Source organism: Saprospiraceae bacterium (assembly GCA_016713025.1).
In the GTDB taxonomy this organism is placed as follows: domain Bacteria; phylum Bacteroidota; class Bacteroidia; order Chitinophagales; family Saprospiraceae; genus OLB9.
Genome location: JADJPZ010000004.1, coordinates 1,039,767 through 1,056,274 on the forward strand (window position 1 = coordinate 1,039,767; position 16,508 = coordinate 1,056,274).

13 protein-coding genes, 1 pseudogene and 1 CRISPR repeat array are annotated in these 16,508 nt (G+C 33.8%); of the genes and pseudogenes, 1 reads left to right on the plus strand and 13 read right to left on the minus strand.

Annotation, left to right across the window (positions count from 1 at the left end; genetic code table 11):
* Window positions 1–23 precede the first annotated feature (23 nt).
* A pseudogene (locus IPK35_10875) lies at window positions 24–391 on the plus strand (VOC family protein).
* A 73-nt stretch (window positions 392–464) separates the two neighbouring features.
* A CRISPR array of direct repeats spans window positions 465–3,380; the repeat unit is 30 nt; unit sequence GTTTCAATTCCAATATGGTGCGATTATAAG.
* A 282-nt stretch (window positions 3,381–3,662) separates the two neighbouring features.
* Here the strand turns inward: IPK35_10875 and cas2 are convergent.
* The 13 genes from cas2 to IPK35_10940 all read right to left on the minus strand — a co-directional run bounded on the left by cas2 (window position 3,663) and on the right by IPK35_10940 (window position 16,216).
* Window positions 3,663–3,926: a CRISPR-associated endonuclease Cas2 gene (gene cas2 / locus IPK35_10880; GenBank protein MBK8053745.1), complete on the minus strand. Its 264-nt coding sequence runs from the start codon at window positions 3,924–3,926 to the stop codon at window positions 3,663–3,665.
* Window positions 3,927–3,974: 48 nt separating this feature from the next.
* Window positions 3,975–4,982 carry a type I-B CRISPR-associated endonuclease Cas1 gene (gene cas1b / locus IPK35_10885; GenBank protein ID MBK8053746.1) on the minus strand — a complete coding sequence of 336 codons (1,008 nt, stop codon included), beginning with the start codon at window positions 4,980–4,982 and terminating at the stop codon, window positions 3,975–3,977.
* Window positions 4,983–5,077: 95 nt separating this feature from the next.
* On the minus strand, window positions 5,078–5,644 hold the full coding sequence (locus IPK35_10890) for a hypothetical protein (protein ID MBK8053747.1): 567 nt from the start codon (window positions 5,642–5,644) through the stop codon (window positions 5,078–5,080).
* Window positions 5,645–5,695: 51 nt separating this feature from the next.
* Window positions 5,696–6,196 (minus strand): CRISPR-associated protein Cas4, encoded by a 501-nt coding sequence (locus IPK35_10895; protein MBK8053748.1) that lies wholly within the window; start codon window positions 6,194–6,196, stop codon window positions 5,696–5,698.
* Window positions 6,197–6,281: 85 nt separating this feature from the next.
* A complete protein-coding gene (gene cas3, locus IPK35_10900; GenBank protein MBK8053749.1) occupies window positions 6,282–9,113 on the minus strand; it encodes a CRISPR-associated helicase Cas3' in 2,832 nt (943 codons plus the stop codon).
* Window positions 9,085–9,855 carry a type I-B CRISPR-associated protein Cas5 gene (gene cas5b, locus IPK35_10905; protein MBK8053750.1) on the minus strand — a complete coding sequence of 257 codons (771 nt, stop codon included), beginning with the start codon at window positions 9,853–9,855 and terminating at the stop codon, window positions 9,085–9,087. Before cas5b ends, cas3 begins: the two co-directional genes overlap by 29 nt.
* A 3-nt stretch (window positions 9,856–9,858) precedes the next feature.
* Window positions 9,859–10,791 carry a type I CRISPR-associated protein Cas7 gene (locus IPK35_10910; protein ID MBK8053751.1) on the minus strand — a complete coding sequence of 311 codons (933 nt, stop codon included), beginning with the start codon at window positions 10,789–10,791 and terminating at the stop codon, window positions 9,859–9,861.
* Between the two features lie 26 nt (window positions 10,792–10,817).
* Window positions 10,818–12,785, minus strand: coding sequence for a hypothetical protein (locus IPK35_10915; protein ID MBK8053752.1), 1,968 nt, complete (start codon window positions 12,783–12,785; stop codon window positions 10,818–10,820).
* A 603-nt stretch (window positions 12,786–13,388) separates the two neighbouring features.
* Complete coding sequence (locus IPK35_10920; GenBank protein ID MBK8053753.1) at window positions 13,389–13,604, minus strand: hypothetical protein; 216 nt, start codon at window positions 13,602–13,604, stop codon at window positions 13,389–13,391.
* Window positions 13,585–13,767 (minus strand): hypothetical protein, encoded by a 183-nt coding sequence (locus IPK35_10925; protein ID MBK8053754.1) that lies wholly within the window; start codon window positions 13,765–13,767, stop codon window positions 13,585–13,587. Before IPK35_10925 ends, IPK35_10920 begins: the two co-directional genes overlap by 20 nt.
* A gap of 22 nt (window positions 13,768–13,789) precedes the next feature.
* The gene (locus IPK35_10930; GenBank protein MBK8053755.1) at window positions 13,790–14,398 is read right to left on the minus strand and encodes a plasmid pRiA4b ORF-3 family protein; all 609 of its coding nucleotides are present in this window, start codon (window positions 14,396–14,398) and stop codon (window positions 13,790–13,792) included.
* A gap of 60 nt (window positions 14,399–14,458) precedes the next feature.
* Window positions 14,459–15,244 carry a hypothetical protein gene (locus IPK35_10935; GenBank protein MBK8053756.1) on the minus strand — a complete coding sequence of 262 codons (786 nt, stop codon included), beginning with the start codon at window positions 15,242–15,244 and terminating at the stop codon, window positions 14,459–14,461.
* 72 nt (window positions 15,245–15,316) lie between these two features.
* Window positions 15,317–16,216, minus strand: coding sequence for a WYL domain-containing protein (locus IPK35_10940; protein ID MBK8053757.1), 900 nt, complete (start codon window positions 16,214–16,216; stop codon window positions 15,317–15,319).
* Between the last annotated feature and the right edge of the window lie 292 nt (window positions 16,217–16,508).

The window sequence follows — 16,508 nt, forward strand, 5'->3', positions numbered from 1 at the left end:
TTTAAATTTTAAATTTTAATAATATGGTAGGTAAATTAACATGGTATGAAATAGCCGTGACAGATTTAGAGAGAGCTAAAACATTTTATGAAAAGTGTTAGGAATGGATTTCGAATACATCGAGATGCCGGGCACAAAAATGTATATGCAAAATGTAGATCATGCAAAAGGTGAAATAGGCGGTGCATTAGTACTGGCCGATGATAACACACCTGCTTCAAATGGCACCATTATTTATTTTAACAGCGATGATTGTGATAATGAAGTTCCGCTTATTGAGCCGGCAGGTGGCAAACTTCTTTTTCCAAAAACATCTATTGGAGAATTTGGAAATATTATTCAATTCATTGATACCGAAGGTAATAGAATCGGTATTCATTCGACGAAGTAAGTAAGTAGTTTATGTCCGGACTTTTCTAAACAGAGAGTCCGGGCAAAATATAAACTCGCAAGGACAGGCTTCAGTTTCAATTCCAAGATGGTGCGATTATAAGTTGAACTGTGTAGTAAACTCATCCCTATCCACATCATCGTTTCAATTCCAAGATGGTGCGATTATAAGCTAATTTTGGTTATGCTTTTGCAAGTTTGGTACAATATTTCAATTCCAAGATGGTGCGATTATAAGTATTGTTGGATTTGTTAAACTTGTTGGTGTCACTATTATTTCAATTCCAAGATGGTGCGATTATAAGCAGCATGTCGATCCTTCTTGAAGTTCGTTTTTTAACATTTCAATTCCAAGATGGTGCGATTATAAGCACAAATGAGATGAGTGCACTATACCTGTTGTCACATTTCAATTCCAAGATGGTGCGATTATAAGACACGTGTTCACGGGGATGCATTGTACCTGAATCGTTTCAATTCCAATATGGTGCGATTATAAGCTTCCTGTACTTTGACTGGCTGCTCTCCTATGAAGTTTCAATTCCAATATGGTGCGATTATAAGGTTTATTGGAAACAAGTACATAAAGAGCATAATTCCGTTTCAATTCCAATATGGTGCGATTATAAGCGTGAGTTTTTGTTAGGTGCGGCCACATTAGTAGGGTTTCAATTCCAATATGGTGCGATTATAAGATGTTCAGAAGGCCCAATCCATATATGACTGCCTAGTTTCAATTCCAATATGGTGCGATTATAAGTACCAGGATGTATGAGATCGCCAGACAGGTAAAAAAGTTTCAATTCCAATATGGTGCGATTATAAGATACATCTTGAACGCCTTTGTCTGTTCCGTACTGTTGTTTCAATTCCAATATGGTGCGATTATAAGCATGTATGGCAACTCCATATCTGTGTACATCAGACTGGTTTCAATTCCAATATGGTGCGATTATAAGACTTCGCTCACACGCATACCAGTAGAGTAGGCCAGGTTTCAATTCCAATATGGTGCGATTATAAGCAAACAGCTATGGAGATGTAGTCACACTATCTCTGTTTCAATTCCAATATGGTGCGATTATAAGCCACGTGCATAGGCATCCGGTGTACTGTCCAATATCGTTTCAATTCCAATATGGTGCGATTATAAGTACCATAAGGCAAATCGCAAATAATGGCATCAATGTTTCAATTCCAATATGGTGCGATTATAAGACAGTATATATAAGGTGTCGCATGGCATCCTTTGCCAGTTTCAATTCCAATATGGTGCGATTATAAGTATAAAGGCGAAGTAGGAAACGAATTTATTTGCTAGTTTCAATTCCAATATGGTGCGATTATAAGATAGATGCTGTGCCTTTGATGTCTGTGCCTGCATGTTTCAATTCCAATATGGTGCGATTATAAGCCAATCTATAAGCTTTTGTTCTGTAAATACAATTCCGTTTCAATTCCAATATGGTGCGATTATAAGCAAACGTCGTAGACAAAATAGAAATAAGAAGGAAGTTTCAATTCCAATATGGTGCGATTATAAGCAGACAGGCACAACTCAAAATGCACGAAGATAAGAGTTTCAATTCCAATATGGTGCGATTATAAGAGTTAATCCCCATCCTGCACGCATACGCACAACACCGTTTCAATTCCAATATGGTGCGATTATAAGTTAATGTGCCTGTAAGTCCATTGATTGTATCATCTGGTTTCAATTCCAATATGGTGCGATTATAAGTGGCCTTATTGTACTCGTTCCATATCTTTTCGTCTGGTTTCAATTCCAATATGGTGCGATTATAAGCCCACTGTCCTACCATAAGCCTGCTGAAATCTCCCAGTTTCAATTCCAATATGGTGCGATTATAAGGACCAATCTCTCTCAGGCAGATCACATCAGTATGAGTTTCAATTCCAATATGGTGCGATTATAAGAGTACCATCTGCAAATGAACCTATCACTATTTCATTGTTTCAATTCCAATATGGTGCGATTATAAGCGTTTTCATGATATTTGTTTTTTATTGTTATTTAAGTTTCAATTCCAATATGGTGCGATTATAAGTTTTCATTGTGAAAGAAAACTATGAACAAGGAGTTAAGTTTCAATTCCAATATGGTGCGATTATAAGGCTGTTTACCCAATACCAGACCGCGCTAAAGTCGAGTTTCAATTCCAATATGGTGCGATTATAAGAGATAGCGACAGTGATAGTGATGACAATACTATTTCGTTTCAATTCCAATATGGTGCGATTATAAGCCGAATGCCATTTATAATGTAGCTGCCTATCCTTGTTTCAATTCCAATATGGTGCGATTATAAGTGATGGAAAAGACTTTAACGAATTAGTGGAAAATCGTTTCAATTCCAATATGGTGCGATTATAAGTTGGTGGTTGGTTAGAACGTGCTGAAGGTGTAATATTGTTTCAATTCCAATATGGTGCGATTATAAGTGAGGACACAACTAAAAGACAAATGTTCTTAATAATGTTTCAATTCCAATATGGTGCGATTATAAGTCACGAGTTCATTGGCATTGTACCTGTCATAGTATAGTTTCAATTCCAATATGGTGCGATTATAAGAGTGCAACTCGTCTCCTTCGCACTCATACTCTACACGTTTCAATTCCAATATGGTGCGATTATAAGCCTGTTTATGTACCACTTGTACATCTACAAAAGAGTGTTTCAATTCCAATATGGTGCGATTATAAGCTACAAACGTCGTAGACAGAATAGAAACAAGAAGGAAGTTTCAATTCCAATATGGTGCGATTATAAGCACTGCACCTAACAAAGTATTGCCGACAATAGCGGCGTTTCAATTCCAATATGGTGCGATTATAAGATATGGGGCGTATATATCGACAATAATAGATATCAGTTTCAATTCCAATATGGTGCGATTATAAGGCTCCGTCCATGTGGACGATGCTTTGGTCAGTAACGTTTCAATTCCAATATGGTGCGATTATAAGAGCCGTTCGACGACAGCACAAAGGTATCTCATTTTCCATTACTTATATATACATATTTATCTTATTTGGCAAAAAAAAATCGTCTGTTATCAATAATACGTTTTACACTTTGTTTCGACGATTTTCAAAACTCATTGATATCCAATGCGTTAATTATTTTTTAATATCGCATAACGGTCCAAGTCAAAGCAATGTCACTATTATCTCAAGTGGATCGACAACATATACCTTTTGACGTTTTATACTTTCCAATGATGTCAAAGAACGGTAACAGTCTCAAATTTATAAAAAATTATCCAGATTGTTTTTCTCTTTACCAATCACTTGCTTATCCATCCACTTTTGCTCCCGACTGCTGAATATGATAAAACTATCTTCTTCGGCCTTCATGATTTCCTTGGCCTTATATTTTAATTCCTTCAGCTGTACTTCGGTCAGTTCACCTTCGAATACTGAGTTTTGTATCCAATTGAGATATTGCCTGCAGAGTTTCAGCATTTTTACTACTCTCTTTTCACCTACATCATATACTGCGATTACATACATATTTACTACATTTTAAACCTTTTAGGTTTCCAAAACCTATAAGGTTTATTACCACCAAATTTTAAATGGTTTATACTCAGGCTCATCCTTCAGGATATATTTTGCCAATTTATAACATTCCAGTTTCACCAAGTGTTTGTAACTCACATTTTTATTGAGTGATCGGTGTTTTATAGTCTCCGATAGACGTTCCTCCCATGCGCGCATATATGTTTTTTTGCCGGTTTCGTTGAGGAAGCAACCATTCAATTTTCGGTCAAAATGTTTTTCTTGTATCTCTTTCTTGTTCAATACTCTGAATATCGTCCTATCGACCAGTATGGGTTTGAAAACTTCAGAAATGTCCAAAGCCAATGAATATCTCCGATAACCTGGTTCGTGCAGGAAGCTAATTGTAGGATTGAGTTGGGTGTGATATATCATATCCAATGTCAAAGTATAACACACCATATTCCCAAAAGAGATCAACGCATTGATCTCATTGTCAGGTGGTTGTTTTGTCCTATTGCTCATTGTGAATTCCGGAATGATGGCTTCAAAAGCACTATAATATACCTGCCGGGAGTTGCCTTCTATGCCCATCAATGTGGGAATATCTGTAGCGGCGGAGATACTATCTCGCAATGTCTCTAATTGCAATATTTTTTCTGATGTATCTTTCCCACGATTATCGTAGTACTTCATATTTTTGAGCATATTGTACGTAGCACCATCTATCAGCTTTGTAGCAATGTGCATCCTGCGATCTTTTTTGATATACGCCTTGGTTTGTTCTATTTGCATTTTGCCTGCAAGGAGATAATCCTTCGCCATAAATGATCCTGTGTAATGTTCGTAATAATCAAAAAAATGCATACTGATATGCCGCTGACCCAAATAATTGAGCAGCGCAGCATTGACATCCAATGCGCCAAAAACGTACATCGTATCGATTGTTTCGATAGGGATGTACTTGGCAGGTTGTTCACGTCCATCTTTGTCTCGTGCTATGAAACACAAGGTATTGTCTTTACGGCTCATCCGACCGTCGTTGAATAAGTAGTAAGTACGCTTCATCATTAAAACCTTATAGGTTTCCAAAACCTATAAGGTTTGATGCTAGATAAATTCGAGTTCATCTCCTGATATGTTTGGTTTCCCGTTATGAAATTTTATAAATTGCTGTTTCCTTCAAAATTTTCAAGTACTACTTCTCTATTTAGTTTGCTTGGTTTGATTTTTATATGAGCATGATAGGACGTCCAGTACCAGTCGTCTATACTTTGACACAATCCATGATGGACTGCATTATAATGTATGTAATGGATACAATGCTTTAAGTAATCAGTGGTATCAATAGGACTTCTCTTTAGATAATCCAAAAATAGCGCTCCGCGACGCTCAAATCTTTTGTTGTAAGCTTTAGCGTAGGCATTGAAAAAATTACTAAATTGTTGCATTTCATATTTTGGCCAATCCATATCGGGTTCTGCTACTTTATCTTTTTGAAATTTGAAGTGATCAGCAAGTGCGTGTTCAGGTTTGATTCTGATTAAAAAATGAAAGTGATTGGGAAGCAAATTATAGGTATAAAAATCAGCTATAGGCACGACATGTTTTATGGCCAATTCCAGAAAATAGGAATAGTTATCTGCTTCTCTAAATAGGTTTTCGGCGCCTACAGCATGATTAAATACATGGTAGATATGATCAGGAAGAAGCGGGCAATGGTATTTCATATCTTCATTTATTTTAAACCTTATAGGTTTTCGAAACCTATAAGGTTTGAATTAACAATAACAAAACTCAAAATAACTACATCTCTTACACACCGGCTTATCGATCACACCAGGCATCTCTTCTCTAGAGATAATTTCAGAAATATCTGCTTCCCATCGTTGTATAACTATCACATCTTCATCCGTCAGAATTATCTGTGATGTATGCCTTAGGGTAGGGTACTCCAGTATGCCGGTAGCACCTTCTACGCCATGTTGCTTGAGTTTATACAGGTAATATTTGACTTGTGCTTCGTGGGCAGCCTCCATTTTATCACTCTTTTTGATCTCATGTACTACCTTATTTCGTGCGTCATAATAATCTATTTTGATACCATCGAGTTGCAGCTCTGTATATTTAGCAGCACGATCAGTATAGGTGTTTTCGCCTATGAGTTTGCCTTCGGTGACGGTGTCGGAGGTGTGTTCCATCCGGATTTCATTGGCATGGAGCCAGAGTTCACGTTTGCAAACGTGGTAGAGATTAATTAATGTGGCGGTAATATGTTTCATAAAATTACTTTAGATTCAAGTAATACTATTCTGTACATTATAATGAATGTAATGTTTATTATGATGTTTTAAATGGTATTTTTAGTTAGAGAAATTGGGTTTCGTTGCTTTTAAATCTTTTATCGTCCATACCTGATGATTCTTCAAAAAATTCAAACCATCTATCTACATATTTGTATCCATATTCACTTTTTACTTCATCAGAATAATGTATAATCTGCAATTTAATTTTTTCTGTTGCAAACAGTGAAAAAATGAATTTTGACATAACTCCTTGAAGTGTTTTTTCTCCAATTTTTTGAGTGGTATATTCTCTTTTATTTTGAATGAAATCCAGGTAAATATCAAATACCTGACTACCTGCTATTTTGTTATCTTGAGTTGGAAAAACATTGTTTTGAGCTAAAAATGCCAATTCATTTTTATTGAATATCTCATCATAAGAGCCACTTTTGATTCCATCAACTCTTACGGGTATCTCCATTGGAATAAAACAAGATAGATTTTCTTTTTCAATCAATTTAAATTCTGTGTGAGTTGATTGAAATTTCAACTTTTCAATATTTATTTGATAATGTTTTAAAAGACCTTTGTTGTTTTGCCTGTCAAACTGACTATTTTCGTTCCAGTATTGAAGATTTGCTAATACCTTATTATATAAAAAATCAAAATCCTTATTATTCAAAATACGTGCATACTCTTCAGGGGATAGTTTTTTAGTTTCTTCATGCCGTTTATCTTGCCCGTAAATGATCGCATCTTTATTAAAATTGAAAAGATATAGAGTACATTCTTGTTTATTGACATTTCTATTGATCCTACCCGCCAACTGCTCTTCACTGTCTATAAGAGACCTATCTTTAAAACCTAAATCCATATCAATATCGACACCAGCTTCCACGACTTGGGTGGTAATAAGTAAAATTCGTTTTTTTCTGTTGTCAGGATTTTTTAGGAAATTGATAATGTATTTTCTCCTGTGTTCTAATATGGTTCCGGAAAGTATAAATATTTCATCAAAAAAACCATCATTGATTTTATCTATTTCGATATAAAACTCTGTTGCAGTTTTCTTGAAAATGAACTCAATGATTGTGTAAATACTGTTTTTAGGTTTAGCAGTGCCAAAATCTTTAATGCTGTAGTCTATTGATTTTGAAAGAAGCAATGTTGCAATTTCATCTAATTGTAAATCTTTTCGTTCAAAATAGTCAAAATTGAAGTTGACTCTATGTTTAAAATTAGGATTAAGAAAATAATCTTGTTTGGCATTTGGCAATAAATAAACAATGTCTTTTGCTTCTTCTTTGATGATTTCTAAGTCACCTAACTTGGGCAAAGTGGCAGACATCAGGATTAACTTTATGTTGAAATGTTTTGAAAAGTGACGAATCAAATACATCATTTTATCCCAATGACTGGGATTGTAAGATTGGAGCTCGTCAATTACTACAATAGAATTTGCCAATCTGTGCAACATATAATTGGCTTCTTTTTCATTGCTTTTAAGTAAGTCAAAGAACTTGACATGAGAAAGCAGACAAAATGGATAATTCACAAATAAATTTTCAATAAAATTTTGTTTCTCGTCACTATACAATCCATCGTGTTCCTCTTCTTTATTCTTATATCCTGCCTTTGAGTGCAATTGGGTTATTTCATTTTCTTCCAATCCCAGCGTGTCAATGATGGCACTGTATGTCTGCGTGATCAATGTTGTAAATGGAAACACATAAAACACCTTGTTTAGCGTCCCATCCGCTGCTTTCAATAATTCTATTGTGGCCAACATAGACAAATTGGTCTTACCTCCACCTGTTGGAGCTTCTATGTAAAACAAATTTTTATCGCTGTGTATTCGTATATTCTGGATTACCTCCAAAGCCATTTCCTGACGTAATAAATTAAGATTATCACCACTTTGTTGTTTCGGATTCAGTAATTTGAAATCTGAATGCAATTTTTGGTAAGTGCTTTTGTTGTAATTGGGCTTTCCATTTTTCAGTTTATCAGTCTCACTGACAAATTCAAATAACTTAAGAATACGTTCTTTATTTAAAATCCCAAAATCTTTTAATGGCTCTTTATTCCCACTCATATATTGGCTTGAAGCCAAATAATCAGATGCTGTCAGCATGGAGAAACTCAAGCGAATAAGCACATAAAATTCAAAGGAAAAGGAATGTTTTTGATATTCTTCAAATTGTTCAAAAGCCTTTTTAGTATTTTCTTGGAGTACAAATCGTTCTGAAAATATAGAATTAATATCATATTGATAATTCGTTATGTACTCTTTCATACAGTTGACTTGTGCTTCAGTAAATCCTATGGTATTTTGGTATTCATCCTTCAATCTACTTGCGTGATGTTTAAAAATTGGATACGAAAATACCAAAACACAATGTGATAACAGTCCTCTTTTGTTGGGATCAAAAGAAGATACATCTTGTAAATGTTTCACAATAAATAAGTAAGCTCCCAGCGCTGAATGATGTGTGGAAATTACTGATTGGAATCGCTCTTTTCCTTTGAAATTTGGATTGTTCATTTTTTCAGAACTGGCTTGAAAGTTTTCATTTATTTTGCCAAAATCATGAAAAACAATAGTGTTGACAAACAATGTTTTAACATAATTTGCAGTTTTTAAATCGCTTTCAAAACTATACTTATTGAGAAAATGAAAAATTAAACTATCAAGAACATTGTCAATACAATGTACTTTAGAGAGTAATTCAAACTTTTCTTGCACCAATTCTATGTGTTGTTCTAATGTTTCAGGCTCTAAATGAACAGTGCTATGTCTTGGCGAAATGTGAGCATAATAAGTTTCTGAGTTGATCAAAAACTTATTCAGTGGTTGGGTTGCTATTAAAATTTCAGAAACTGAGCTATAAGAGTTGAACATAGCAATTCTCATTTTTTAAGTAATGCAGCCCTTTTAAGCCGATACTATTTTTTAATCGAAATGTTGTAAAAACGCAGTCTGAAATATTATATTGATACAATGTTTCATCAAAATCTTTAGGTAAACGCTCAAAATACATAAATGGTAACTCTTCATCCATAAATGAAAACATATCAAACATATTATCTGCTTTATGTTCTTTCACAATGTTTTCTTTGATAAAGAGCGTTTTCAAAAAAATGCTATCGTTTATTTTATCCCTTTGCTCATACTCATATTCCTTAAAACTCTCTTTCTCCCACCAGGCATAGTGCTCATTTTTGCCAAAATAGGGTATGTATTCTGAATAACCGTTCTGTAGATATTCATAAAGTTTTTGTTCGGACTCATTGTTTATATCAAGTAAAGCATAAACTCGATATGACGGCTTGATCAATGTGGCTTCTTCAGTCAGGTAATTTGAACCTTTATTGGCGTATCCGATTGTATTAGAATACTTAATGACTGTTTTCTGGAAATTTCCTTTCTCATGACCTAAAGGAGCAATACCAATGCCAATATAACTAAGTTTGTCATAATATTCTGGCATTTTACCTTTTTCTTGATAACCTTCCATTCCTATGATAGCCCCAAATATACCTAGGATAGCAGGTTTGTGTACAATATTGTAGGAAAGATTTACCGTATTATTGGCATCAGGCTTACGGAAAAAACCAAAATCAGCTTTTAAATCTATAGATATTAACTTTTGCATAGTCTATCCTTGTTTTTGACCTTCTAAATCATATTTCTCGATCGAGTTTGGCAAATTGATTACATCAGTTATACCTTGATTGTAAAATACTTCTATTTTTTCTATTTCGTTTTTGATATGTTCTTTTCCTAAAATTGCAGTCAATTTTGAGAAATCAATCTTTCTGTCCAATGATATATCAATTAACTCCACGAATGAAGGTAACACAATCTTTGAGTCAGCTTTGAGTTGTACCCAAAAGAGAACTTCATTCTCAGTACCTGCTTTGGCAGAAGAATCATAATAGGAGACTCCTTTACGTAATCCTTCTTTTAGTTTTGATATATCATCATCTGTCAGATCTACAGAATCTACACGATTTGCATCTGCTTCAATATTCTTAGGGTTTACAGAAAAATGGTGAACATAGTGACCTTCTTTCAATTTTGATTGGGTTCCCAACGTTGTCATGGTACTATCAGCATTTTTTTCGCTTGGATTCCTAAATGGCGACATAATTTGCTCTGAATAAATGATGTTTTCTGGAAATCTGTTGACACCATGCGTTATTTGACATGTTCCATGAATGGAGATATTTGTTTTTCCAGCATAGGTGCCGCCAAACACTCGAACATCTATACAGTTCAAAATACTTTTTAGTACTTTAAGTCTTAAATTATTTTTGTTGGCATCTTCAATTTTGCCAAAGAGTTTTTCTAAAGTCTCATCTAAAGTTCTTGGAGACATTTCTTCGGTTAAACTTTTAAAATAAAAAACTTTTTCGTTTGATACTTTATCCCAATAGTTTCTGATACTGTATTTTAATGCTTTATCAGTGGCATATACAGTGCCGTCAGGTAAAGTTCTAGGTTGGTGTGAAAAGTCCGCATTATAATTGGAATTAATAGATTTGATGATCGCACATCCAAATACTCTGTTTTTAAATTTGTTTGACATGGTATAAAATTTTATGATTTATTAATTTAATTTTCTTTTTTCTCGTACTGACTTGTAAAAAATTCATTTTTGGCAAAAACACCCGCCAATATCTCAGGCAGAAGTTCTTTAAGGTTACGACCAGTTTCATAGGTTTGTACAAAAGCACACACATTTTTGAAGCGTGTTTCGTTATCATTAATTGCATGTTTGTATCGAGCTATGTCATTGGCCAATGCTCTTTTAAATTCAGTGCACTTTGCTTGTTGCAGATAAGGCTCGAGCAATTGATAACTCTTATTATCTGTTTTACTTTTTTGAATGACGTATTCGATTACCTGCCCTGCTGTAAATGCAAAATGGGTGTCTTCTGCTTTGTCTAAATCAGCCTGTCCGACTGCCAATTTAGATACAAAGTCTTGATAATCTTTTAATTTACTTGCCATGGTTACATTATTATTTTTATTGTGATCAAAATATTCATACAAACTAAACCATATATTCAATTTGTCTTTTATACTATACTCATTATTATTTTTTATATCATCTTTGATGTGGCTGAATACCATATCTGTAAAAATGCGGGCGTCTATGCCTTGCCTTTTGGATTTATAAACAAAATCATAAACCGCTTTTCGGTATTTGGCATAGGCTTGGAAAGTATTACTTAAACTTTCATAATCGTCTGTTTTAAGATCTGAAAAGTAATCTAATTTCAAATATTTACTTTGTAAAAGAGATTTAAACACAACTTTTTCAAACTCAAAAATGGTATATATTTTTGGATAATACAGAAGTTTAGTATCATTTCCTTTGCTTCCTTTCTCCCTGATACTGAATAAATTGAAAATTTCTGACTCAAATTTATATTCAAATTGACTCACAAAATCAAAATCTTGAAAAACAATACCGTCTTTAGTATTCTGCCAATACAGAAAATAATAATTTTTGAAATCATCATTATATCTGTCCCAGAGACTTTCAACCATTTCTACGAATCCCATTTTATAGCCACTCTCCTTGAAAAGTGTGATTATTTCTTGCTGTAATTCATCTTTGTATATGAAAAGTGGTAAAGGTTTTGGTAATGTACCTCTCCTCAGAATATCATCGAAATTATATAAAGCTTTAGCATCTGTATTAGAAATTCGACCAGTGATCTCGAAACTTGCTGTTTGGTGTGACAAAAATGGCATATTTGAGTTAAAGCTATTCATGTAATTGCTTGTACCGAACACAATTCCTTCTTCATTTGGCTTGGTATTAAATTTTTCAGTATTAAATAGTTTTTCCCTTAAATATTTACCATGAACATTTTTGTATTCTTCTATATCTTTTTCTAAATAAAAAACAATATAATCGCTATCATCCAAAGGTTTGAATTCAAGCATGTTTTCTTCAATATTAATGATTGACAGTTTAATATTTTCTTTTTCATCTTTTTCTTTCGCGTTCCTAAGGTTTTCTTTTTCAATTTCTAAACGCTCCTTCAGCGCATTACTCTTGGCTTGCTTATGATATTCTATTTCATTTAAAATTGATTCGTAAATTCTATGCGTAAAGAAAAATTGGAATATTTGATTACTAAATTTTTCCTCTTCTGTATAAAATAATGCATTCGCTTTTTCAAAATAAGAGTTAAACCGCTCTGTTATTTGAGCTTTATTTTTCTTTTGATTTTCAGTGTATTTCTCACCTCCCTCAATATTCTCTCGTTTGAATGCAACCATATAAGGAGAGCAAGAATGTATTGCCTTAATAGGCAGGTCAAAGCATTTATTAGTATCAATACACCAAGCATTTTGTGAAAGAAATTTACATTTTGTTATAAATGGCGTTTCTTCTTTCATCTTTTTTGAATATATTTCATATTGATAATTTTCAGTATCAATACTTAACTGTCCTTCTTCGTTTTTTATCCTTAAAAGAATATGCAACCCTTCTTTGGGTTTCACTCCTTCAAGCTTAAAGTCCTCACTCAGATTATTCACAAAATTTACTATCTCCTTTATCATATTTCTAAATTTAATACTTATTTACAACAAAAACTTCCAACACTAAAACCAAACTTACTATTGCAATAAAATAACAAATCATAATATGAGTTAAAAGATAACTCAATGTCTTGCGTTTCACATTGCAATATATAAGTGAACACATCTGATTTTGTTATCAAAACTTTACATTCGTTTTCATTTTGATCCATAACATCGTTCCAACAGTGTTCGCCAACTTTTTCAGGTATATTCATATTTATTAAATTTATTGCAAAAGTATGAATAAATTTTAAAATGAAATCATAGTAAATAAAATGATTATTTATCTTTGCCACTATTTTTTTTATTTCTAAAATATTTACTATATTTGTACCTCCTAATAATGGAATTGAAAATAGTAAATAAATTGATTTACAACATGTTATATAATCGCACCAATTAGGAATTTGATTTAATGTTAAACGTTTGTTAATATCTTGATTTTGAACAAGAATTGCATAGACATTTGTGCATTTACGAAAATCATGATATGTAAAGGTCTCGTTTACTACAAATGCTGTCCAGACCTTAGGGTTTTTCAACCCTGATATCTGTATTGTAAGTTGAAACACCATACTTTATTTACTCCTTCACCTTAATAAACATTTCATACATGGAGTCCCAAAATTTGTCTGCAATGGACTGGTATTTGTCATACACGATAGGCCCAAGACTTTCCAAAGTAAAAACTATCACTTCTTCATAAGCCTTTTCGCTGCAATCCGCAATAAATTTCGTACCCATTTTTTTGCCTTCTATATAGATAGGTAATCCTCTGCTATTTAATATTTTGGTCATTAAATATTTGAACCTTAAATCTCCATTCGACCCCAAAATGTAAATGGTTAGGAAGCCCAATGTGTCCTTCTTTTTTGAGTCTCTCAATCCTTTGGTCCAACTCTTTGAAGAAGTCAACTTTTTCTGATTCTATTTCTTTAATTTTCTCTTCGATAAATCCCATTTTTAAGATATTTAGTTATTTATTATTTTTTTGTCCTGCCTATTTTCTTAAGCATTTTATTATGTTTTTCCATATCAAAATGGTGTATATCAAATCCTTCTGCGTTTATTGCTGTAAACCAATCGTAATACTCTTTTTTGCTCATTTTACCGTCAAGGTATTTTTTCATACGTTCGTAACCGTGGATACCGCCACAATCTTCTGGAGGACACGCACCTTCACCGTCAGTGATTTCTGCATGTTTTATAGGCGTTAGGTCATAATCAATAACGGAAATTTCGTGTTCCCACTGGTCACCAAAATCATATATGTAGTAAAGTTTATCCACTTGATTTATTACGTCCATATTCAAGGACATTTGATAAGCATTATAATATCCCCATAAAATTGATTCGATGGTTATTTTTGAAGCATCTATTCCTGGTAAATCGTCAAATGGTGGACGCATAATGTGAAAATATCTGCTTTTTAAGGATTCTTGGAAAGAATATAAATGATAATTTTGCCATCCCATACAAGCTTGTAAAATTTCATGAAATTGATCAAATGTTATCGCCATGGGAACCCACATTTCGCGCCATACTTTTGGTTTTTTTGCGTCCAATAACTCAATTCTAATCTTTGATCCCATTTTTATTTTTATAGTTATTTTTAATTTTATCTTTCAAATCATTCAGATTGCTCAGTAAGTTCACCGTTCGAATTGTTCTATCTCCACCCATCCCATACCCAAACTACACTCCTCACCAGCACCCGCATAATAAAGCGTCCTATGTATCTCCGCAGGCGCATTAAGCTCGAAGCCAAACTTGTAGCCTTTCATCTTTATTAGATTGCCATCTTTAGGTACGGTGAACATTTGCGTTTTTACAGGGTCAAATATTTGCATCCCGATGGTATATTCTTGTGTCGGTTCACCTTTATGTAGTAAGGATGACCGGTGTTTATTGACTAAGTTTTGGATGAAAAGAAAGTCATAATTTTCATCATCAGGTCCTTTATATTGTGGATGCTCATGGCCTTCTTCTCCTACGGATATTCTGGCACCTGTGATGATTTTATAAGTGGCTAGTCCATCGCTAAAAATCGGTTCAGGTAAGATTTCTATTTGAGAAGTCACCACTGGTATCGTTATATTTCCTTTGAAGTAAAAAGTGTGCTTTTGGTCTTGAAACAATCCTGAGACAAATGTGGATAGTACAGAAGGTAGCACGAAAGAGATTTCCAAAAATGACTTTGATGTTCTGAATCTCATCCCCACATCTTTAATCTTGTCATATGGATAGCAACTCCAAGGGCCGAAGGAGAATAATTTGAAAGACTTACCTTCATAGCCATATCCATGATCATGCAACATAGTAGCCAAAGTGTCATCAGCCTTGGATATCGTCTGATATATCCATTGCTGTATGGCATATTGATAGTCCCATGGTACGATGATACTTGCATCATGTTCTAAAGTTATTTTCAATCTCATCTATTTTTCATTTTCAATTTACTAATGCAAAGAAAAAGTTTGATAGTCTCTATTTTGGAGAATCGAATATCATTATTCTAATAAAAGTGTCGATTCATTCATTTTATTTTTGAGATATGCTTTAAATCCATCATCTCCCGTTACCTTGATTTCTGTCATCAAACCCAATACAAATCTTCCCACACCTTCGTAGCCACAGACTTTTGATGTAATGCAATATGGAAATTGTCCATCATCGTACTCAGTTATCAAGTGACTGCTCATATGAAATTCCTCAGACAGTAAAGCTGACGCTCTTTGGGTGAGTAAAAGGCTTATTTCATAATCCATATCTCCGGCATATCCGAAGGAGTCTACCATCGGACAGGTTTGCTGGTTTACATTTTCAGGTGATGTGAGAATGGGTGAAATATCTTTGATCCTTGCTACCTTAAAGATCTGGCATTTTTGTTTTTCGAGGTCATATGCTGTGATCGACATCCTCATGTCGTCGAAGTGGAGAGGTAACACCTGGCGGTCTCTGATCTTGGAGCCAGCAGTTGTAGATTGATAGTCATGCAGCACTAATCTTTGGTTTTGGGTGATCGCATCGACTATTTTTTTGATGATATGTATCTGTTTTGCTATGGCCTGATCAGATAGTGTGAATGAAAATGATCTGATTTTGTGTTGTATGCTAGTGATATCATTTTTTGACAGACCTGCCTGAGAGATGGCCCCTATGATCATTTTTTTTTCATTTTCGTTGAGGTGATATTCAGATGTGAATCCATATTTTATACGATATCTGTGATTGGTGTCTTTTTCCATTTCGTATCCCAAGGATTCCAGCAGAATGATGTCTTTATATATCGTTTTAATGCTTACGCCTATCATTTGGGCCAGTTTATCCACAGATTTTGCAGGAAACGCTGATAGATATTCCAGTAGTTTAAAGACTCTGACTATTCTCACAGGTACATCATTTTTCATAGACGATGATTTTAATATTGGTTTTACGCAGTAAAAAGTTGTTAGTTTATTTACAAAGGCTAATATACTACATTTAATTTGATTTTATGCACTTTCAGATGTACATTTTCAAAATTTTTATTATTCACATTCCATAAATTCTTCTTGAGCACGTGAAAAGCCTTTTTAGGTGTTCAAAGTAGGTTGAAATGTATCCAAAAAAGCTTGTTAAGAACCTGAATATGCTTGTTAAGCTCTCTCTTAGGGATAATGATAAACATGAAGTCTTTGATGGTATCCCGATTTAGTAAAA

Excerpts from the sequence above, each read along its gene's own strand:
- cas2 (MBK8053745.1), bottom strand. The coding sequence starts at position 3,926 with ATGTATGTAATCGCAGTATATGATGTAGGTGAAAAGAGAGTAGTAAAA.
- cas1b (MBK8053746.1), bottom strand. The coding sequence starts at position 4,982 with ATGAAGCGTACTTACTACTTATTCAACGACGGTCGGATGAGCCGTAAA.
- IPK35_10890 (MBK8053747.1), bottom strand. The coding sequence starts at position 5,644 with ATGAAATACCATTGCCCGCTTCTTCCTGATCATATCTACCATGTATTT.
- IPK35_10895 (MBK8053748.1), bottom strand. The coding sequence starts at position 6,196 with ATGAAACATATTACCGCCACATTAATTAATCTCTACCACGTTTGCAAA.
- cas3 (MBK8053749.1), bottom strand. The coding sequence starts at position 9,113 with ATGAGAATTGCTATGTTCAACTCTTATAGCTCAGTTTCTGAAATTTTA.
- cas5b (MBK8053750.1), bottom strand. The coding sequence starts at position 9,855 with ATGCAAAAGTTAATATCTATAGATTTAAAAGCTGATTTTGGTTTTTTC.
- IPK35_10910 (MBK8053751.1), bottom strand. The coding sequence starts at position 10,791 with ATGTCAAACAAATTTAAAAACAGAGTATTTGGATGTGCGATCATCAAA.
- IPK35_10915 (MBK8053752.1), bottom strand. The coding sequence starts at position 12,785 with ATGATAAAGGAGATAGTAAATTTTGTGAATAATCTGAGTGAGGACTTT.
- IPK35_10920 (MBK8053753.1), bottom strand. The coding sequence starts at position 13,604 with ATGACCAAAATATTAAATAGCAGAGGATTACCTATCTATATAGAAGGC.
- IPK35_10925 (MBK8053754.1), bottom strand. The coding sequence starts at position 13,767 with ATGGGATTTATCGAAGAGAAAATTAAAGAAATAGAATCAGAAAAAGTT.
- IPK35_10930 (MBK8053755.1), bottom strand. The coding sequence starts at position 14,398 with ATGGGATCAAAGATTAGAATTGAGTTATTGGACGCAAAAAAACCAAAA.
- IPK35_10935 (MBK8053756.1), bottom strand. The coding sequence starts at position 15,244 with ATGAGATTGAAAATAACTTTAGAACATGATGCAAGTATCATCGTACCA.
- IPK35_10940 (MBK8053757.1), bottom strand. The coding sequence starts at position 16,216 with ATGAAAAATGATGTACCTGTGAGAATAGTCAGAGTCTTTAAACTACTG.